Source organism: Paenibacillus darwinianus, assembly GCF_000598065.1.
GTDB classification, from domain to species: domain Bacteria; phylum Bacillota; class Bacilli; order Paenibacillales; family Paenibacillaceae; genus Paenibacillus_I; species Paenibacillus_I darwinianus.
On sequence record NZ_KK082221.1, the window covers coordinates 1 to 5,763 of the forward strand.

Consider the following 5,763-nt stretch of genomic DNA (forward strand, 5'->3'; position numbering starts at 1 on the left):
GTCAGGATTGACCCGGACATGCGCGGCAAGGTCGGCTATTTCTTTGCGGTTGACGGCCGGGGGCGCAGGATTGACGCCGTGACCCGACTCGGCGGCTGGGGCGGCTTGCGCTTCACGGCCGGCGGTTGGCCCGTCTGGGATCGCCGCTTATACGCACCGGCCTATGCCGGCACAATCCGAATCGTCGGCGGGCATCCCGATTATTTTCGAACCGGTCCGCCGTTCACGGTCGGCCAGGTATCCAACCTGCAGCGGACGCTGGACGCCGTTTGGACGTGGTTTGTAAAATCCGCGGTCGGCAGCGGCTCAGGCGGCTGACGCCGCACCCGCCGTTGCACCGGCCACTGCACGCGCCGCTGCCGTCGTGTCCGTCATGCGATGTCAATATCATTGGAGAGGATGATTCGTCATGATTATCTTAGATCCGTCGGAATCGCGTTTCCGCACCGAACTCGAATGGCTCAGCAGCCGGCTGAGCTTCCCGTTCGCCGACCATTACGATCCGCGGCGCGAGGCCTTTGGTCCGCTGAAGGTGTTCAACAACGATACGATCAAAGGCAATCACGGGTTCGGCGCCCATCCGCACCGCGAGATGGAGATCGTGAGCGTGGTGCTGGCAGGACAGCTGAAGCACGAGGACAGTCTGGGAAACACGGCGGTTACGGGCTTCGGTGGCGTGCAGCGGATGAGTGCGGGAACCGGCATCATACATTCCGAGGTGAACCCGTCGGACGAGGATTGCACCCTTGTGCAAATCTGGATTGCGCCGTCGGATCGATTGCGGGAGCCCTCCTACGAGACGTCCCACTACGATCCGGAAGCTTTGAACGGACGGCTGCTGCCGATCGTGTCGCCCGCTGGCGGAGAGGGCCTATCCTCGATCGGTCAGGATACGACGATCTATATGTCGAGGCTGAGCGGCGGCGAAGCGGTCACGTTTCGTCAAGCAGCGGGCCGCAGAAGCTTCTTGTTTCTGTTTGATGGGAGGCTGTCGGTGAACGACGGGCATGAGCTGACGCAGCAGGGAGACGCCGTCCGGGCGGAAAATGAGCCGGAGCTGGCGCTGCGTGCGCAGGGCGGCGGCGCTTTTTTCCTGCTGATCGACCTTCCGTAACGATAAGTGACGATAGGAGCGTGGCATGCATGGCGAATCAATCTCACCCGAACGAGCATCATAAGCTGTTGATCAAAACCGTCTTCGGCCGGCTGCTGCTCGACAGCGACAAGCATGGAGCGGAGTTCAGTCTGGAAGGCGGGGAAGGGCGCTGGACGATCAAGGTGTCCGGCGTCGAGCCTGCTGTTATGGCGGAGGTCGAACGGCTGGTCGAGGAGCTCAACCTGTTCTTTTTCATCGAGCGTCCCGGCGGCGATCCGCCGATCCGCAAGTGGTGGTTATACGGCAAACACAAACATCCGTACCTTGTGAAGGATGCGGATGCCGGAACCATGACGATCGAGGTCGACGCGCGCGTGGAATACGCGAATGACCGGGTCATTCTGTAAACGGGGAAGCGACGGGACCCGGCTTGAGCAATCCGGCGAATCGCATAACGCGCGCGGCTGGGCGTCAGTAGCCGCGGCTGTAATCGATCAGGTTAAGCAGCGCATGCGTCTCGCCGCTTAAATAAAACGGCAGGTTGGCGAGAAAAATCGCCGCCACCCGCTCCTTTACGCTGGCGGTGGAGCCGCCGGTATGCGGCGTGAGGATGACGTTGTCCAGCGACCATAACGGGTGGTCCTCCGGCAGCGGCTCCTGCTCGAACACGTCCAGGCCAGCGCCGGCGATCGCGCCGTTTCGAAGCGCATCGACGAGCGCTTCCGTGCGGACAGTCTCGCCCCGTCCGGCGTTGATGAAATAAGCGGAGCTTCGCATGTGTGCGAAACGGCCTTCATCGAACAGGTGCCGCGTCTCATCCGTCAACGGCAGTATGTTTATGACGTAATCGGCTTGAGACAGCGCTTCGTCCAGCCGCTCCGAAGTCAGCATGCGGTCGAAGGAAGGGGCGGGCTCGCCCGAGCGGCGCACGCCGAGCGTCGTCATGGAGAACGCCTGGGCGAGACGGGCGACTTCCTGACCGATCTTGCCCGCGCCGACGATCACGGCCGTCTTGCCGTGCATTTCCGGCAGGACGGCCGGACGGTCCCACCTGCCGTTCGTCTGAGCGCGAACCGCGCGGTGGATGCCGCGGGTCAGGCCGAGCATTAAGGCGAACACCGTTTCGGACATCGGCGCAGGATGAACGCCGCTCGCTCCGGTCAGAAGCGCTCCCTTTGCGGCCAGCCGTGCGAGAGGCAGCTTGTCCACGCCGGCCGACCACGTCTGCACCCAGCGCAACCTGCTGTCAGGAGCCAAGCATTCCCTGGCCGCGTCGCCGTTCCAGCCGCAGACGATCTCCGCCTCTTTGTACAGGGCGGCCTCGACTTCGCCGGTACGGCCGAACACCACGCGCCAGCCGGGGACGGCCTTGCGGACCGCTTCCTGCTGTTCTGGCGTAAAACCGTGCAAACAGATCATCGTACGCATCGATAAGTTCCTCCGTTATGCCGTTTTTGATTTATAGTATAACAGGATTTGCCACAGAAAGGATGACAAGCATTATGACCGCAATGGACAAAACGTTTTCGTATAAAGGGTTGGAGCTCAAAAACCGGGTCGTCATGGCGCCGATGTGCCAATACTCCGCAGTGGGAGAGGACGGCATGCCGACCGAATGGCATTATGTGCATTACGTCTCCCGCGCTGTCGGTGGAACCGGGCTGATTATTATTGAAATGACGGACGTCGAGCCGGTCGGGCGTATTACGAACCGCTGTCTCGGCTTATGGTCAGACGAGCATGTGCCGGTTTACCGCAGAATCATCAAGGAAGCACAGAAATACGGTGCGAAGGTCGCTATTCAAATTGCCCATGCCGGCCGCAAGGCGGAGGACGAAGCGGTGCCGGTCGGACCGATGGCTGTAGCCTTCGATGAAAATTACAACACGCCGCACGCTCTGACGACGGATGAAGTGAAGGAAATCGTGCAAAAATTCGCCGACGCGGCTCGCCGCGCCGTGGAGGCGGGCGTCGATACCGTCGAAATTCATGGCGCGCACGGTTATCTGATCCATCAGTTCCATTCCCCTCATTCCAATCAGCGGGAGGACGAGTACGGCCGCGACCGGACGCTTTTCGGCGTGGAAGTCATCCGCGCTGTGAAAGCGCAGTTGCCCGAAAACATGCCGCTGCTGATGCGGATTTCCGCTGTGGAGTATGCCGACGGGGGGTACGATCTGGACTACGCGATTGAGATTTCGAAGCGGTACAAGGAAGCGGGCGTCGACATTTTCCACATCTCGACCGGCGGGGACGGCGCGCCGGGGCAGCGCAAGCCGGGCAATTATCCGGGCTTTCAGGTGCCTTTTGCCCGCGCCTTCAAGGAGGCGCTCGGGGTGCCGGTCATCGCGGTCGGCATGCTGGATGATCCGCAGGTGGCCGCGAAGGCACTGGATAACGGCGACGCCGACCTGGTTGCCGTTGCAAGAGGCATGCTGCGCGATCCTTACTGGGCGACGCGGGCGATCAAGGAAACGGGCGGCAGTGCACGGGAGGTTGCTCCCGAAGCCTATCACCGGGCGTATTAATTGACGGATGCGTCTTGTCCGAAAACGTGATACACTACGGATAGATTCAACGAAAGACGGGGTGATCGCATGACGGAACAAAACCAGTTCGAGCCGAAAAAAATTTCCCTCGCCGAAGCGGTCAAGCAAAAGCTCGCGCAGAAGAAGCAAGAGCAAGCCGCAGGAGGCAAGCAGTCGTTTCACGCAAACGGCGGCGGATCGACGATGAAGCACCAGAACAACGCCAAGAAAATCAATACCACGCGCAAAAAGCTGGGCGGCTAAGCACGAGCACGCCGTCGAGCCAGCGGAAAACCGAAAGCGAAGAATCCGGCCCGGCGGGCCGGATTCTTTTTTTGGTGCGGCGTGCATGACGATTAACTAGGCGGTGAAAGTCCGCTGTGGGGGCTGGTAGTGGCCAACCACTAAAATGCTCTTTTGTGCTTCCTCACGCGGTTGGTACTTGTTGAGGTAGATTAACTCTTTTTTAGGGCGTAGTCGGACTATTTCCCCATCTCTCTTTCCCGAACCGGACTTGCACCTCTCAGCGCATTCGGCTCTCCATTTTGACCAGCTTTCGTGAATGCCGTCAATGCGGCTAACGGCAGTTCAGTCCGCGACCTGCCTGTTAAGCGATGTAGGCAGGGGTGACATTTCAACCCTCAGATGCGGTTTAATAGGTTCGTGTTCCTCAGCCTTCCCATGCTCAGCCTAGAAACTCATCTTGGCGTAATCGCTTCGCCGCAAGTCCCGTTTCCCACGGACTACGTCACCTTGCCAGTGTCGGCAAGTCACCGCCGCTTCGGCTCCCTTCTTCTCACAGCAGAAGAAGGGCATGTCTGAAAAAAAGATCGACATGCATTCCAAACATGCTCAAGTAACTTCGGTCCATTTGAGGATCTAAGTTAGCTGGGCGTATTATAGGTGATGTCCGTCACCCATTATTCATTGGGCTTGCTGACTATAAATTCCTGATTCAGCACATTCTCCTGAACCGGCAGGTTATGCTTCGAGTTTGTTGTGGCCTTGTACTTTTTCACCGTTCGGGATCGCCATTGTTGCTCGTTCATGATGCGAGTTACGGTCCGTTCCGATACGTGTATTCCTTGCTGTTGCAGCTTCTGAGTGACCTTTGGACTCCCGTAGAGCTGACGGGAATCGTCGAACACTTCCTTGACCTGCTCGGTCCATTCTTTGTGCTGGCGCTCTCGTTCGCTTTCGGGACGATCACGCCATTTGTAATATTCGCTGCGAGATACGTTCATTACTTTGCACAACTTCTCCAGCCGGTACTCGGAGCGGTATTCGTGGATGAACTGATATTTTACCGACGGTCTTTCGCGAAGAAGTGCATGGCCTTTTTTAAGATTTCGTTCTCCTCTTGCAGGTCCCGTATCTGTTTTTGCAGCTCTCGCAGCTTATGATCTTCCGACTTAAAGGCTTGATTCTCCGCGATTTCCGGCTCACTGCCGAATTTCTTGATCCAGCCGTACAACGTGTTGTCGTTAATCTTCAGCTCACGAGCTACCTCCGCCACCGGCTTTCCGCTTTCCTTGATGTACTGTACTGTCTTTTTCTTGTATGCCTCGTCATAGAGTGTTTTTTTCATTCTCGACACAGTCCTCCGATATTAATCATTTTATCAGTTTAATCTGTGTCTACTATTAAGTCTAGCATCAGTTTTCAGAAGATCGTCCATGTCTCGGTTCATCACAAACACGCTCAGTCAACTCCGTCTGCAAGGTTTTTGACCATTTTCGCTCATTTTCCTTGCAGATATATTCGACAAAAACACCGGAAAACCCTTGCGGTATAAGCATTTTTCTGTGTTCAGCAAGCCCTAATTACACGTATGATCATCGAATAATGGCTCGAACGTTCGTGGCCGGGCGCTCCGGACTCGGTTTGTTTCGATCAATCGATGCTCATCAGCTTTTTGACAAACTCGGTGCGGTTCTTTACTTCCGCTTTTTTGTAAACCTGGCTCAAATGTTTTTTTACGGTGATTTCCGTGATGTGGAGTTTTTTCGCGATTGCAGCATTGGTATCGCATTCCATGAGCATTTGGGCCACTTCGCGCTCCCGGTCGCTGAGATCATACATGCCTTCCGGTATGACAGAACCCAGCTTGACGCCGACGGCGTTCACCATGTTTTGGAT

7 protein-coding genes and 2 pseudogenes are annotated in these 5,763 nt (G+C 57.1%); 5 read left to right on the forward strand and 4 right to left on the reverse strand.

What is annotated here, in order from left to right:
- From BG52_RS14520 to BG52_RS14530, 3 genes and pseudogenes are all read left to right on the forward strand, one after another.
- Positions 1 to 318: pseudogene (locus tag BG52_RS14520) on the forward strand (hypothetical protein); the annotation flags it as partial.
- Between the two features lie 91 nt (positions 319 to 409).
- Entirely contained in the window at positions 410 to 1,114 is a 705-nt protein-coding gene (locus BG52_RS14525) for a pirin family protein (protein WP_036667579.1), read from the forward strand.
- Between the two features lie 29 nt (positions 1,115 to 1,143).
- Positions 1,144 to 1,503: a hypothetical protein gene (locus tag BG52_RS14530; RefSeq protein WP_051588157.1), complete on the forward strand. Its 360-nt coding sequence runs from the start codon at positions 1,144 to 1,146 to the stop codon at positions 1,501 to 1,503.
- Between the two features lie 64 nt (positions 1,504 to 1,567).
- Here BG52_RS14530 and BG52_RS14535 read toward each other — a convergent pair whose 3' ends face one another.
- Positions 1,568 to 2,524, reverse strand: a complete 957-nt coding sequence (locus tag BG52_RS14535; protein WP_036586259.1) for a D-2-hydroxyacid dehydrogenase — start codon at positions 2,522 to 2,524, stop codon at positions 1,568 to 1,570.
- Between the two features lie 74 nt (positions 2,525 to 2,598).
- On the opposite strand from BG52_RS14535, the gene BG52_RS14540 reads away from it, so the two are divergent.
- Together BG52_RS14540 and BG52_RS14545 are read left to right on the forward strand one after the other, a co-directional pair.
- Positions 2,599 to 3,624 carry an NADH:flavin oxidoreductase/NADH oxidase gene (locus tag BG52_RS14540; protein ID WP_036667581.1) on the forward strand — a complete coding sequence of 342 codons (1,026 nt, stop codon included), beginning with the start codon at positions 2,599 to 2,601 and terminating at the stop codon, positions 3,622 to 3,624.
- A 69-nt stretch (positions 3,625 to 3,693) separates the two neighbouring features.
- Complete coding sequence (locus BG52_RS14545; RefSeq protein WP_036586257.1) at positions 3,694 to 3,888, forward strand: hypothetical protein; 195 nt, start codon at positions 3,694 to 3,696, stop codon at positions 3,886 to 3,888.
- A 659-nt stretch (positions 3,889 to 4,547) separates the two neighbouring features.
- Here the strand turns inward: BG52_RS14545 and BG52_RS14550 are convergent.
- The 3 genes and pseudogenes from BG52_RS14550 to BG52_RS14560 all read right to left on the reverse strand — a co-directional run.
- A pseudogene (locus BG52_RS14550) lies at positions 4,548 to 4,790 on the reverse strand (IS3 family transposase); the annotation flags it as partial.
- 137 nt (positions 4,791 to 4,927) lie between these two features.
- A complete protein-coding gene (locus BG52_RS14555) occupies positions 4,928 to 5,212 on the reverse strand; it encodes a transposase (protein WP_036586253.1) in 285 nt (94 codons plus the stop codon).
- Between the two features lie 305 nt (positions 5,213 to 5,517).
- Positions 5,518 to 5,763 (reverse strand): helix-turn-helix transcriptional regulator (locus tag BG52_RS14560; RefSeq protein WP_223299029.1); only part of this gene is annotated, 246 nt, incomplete at its 5' end.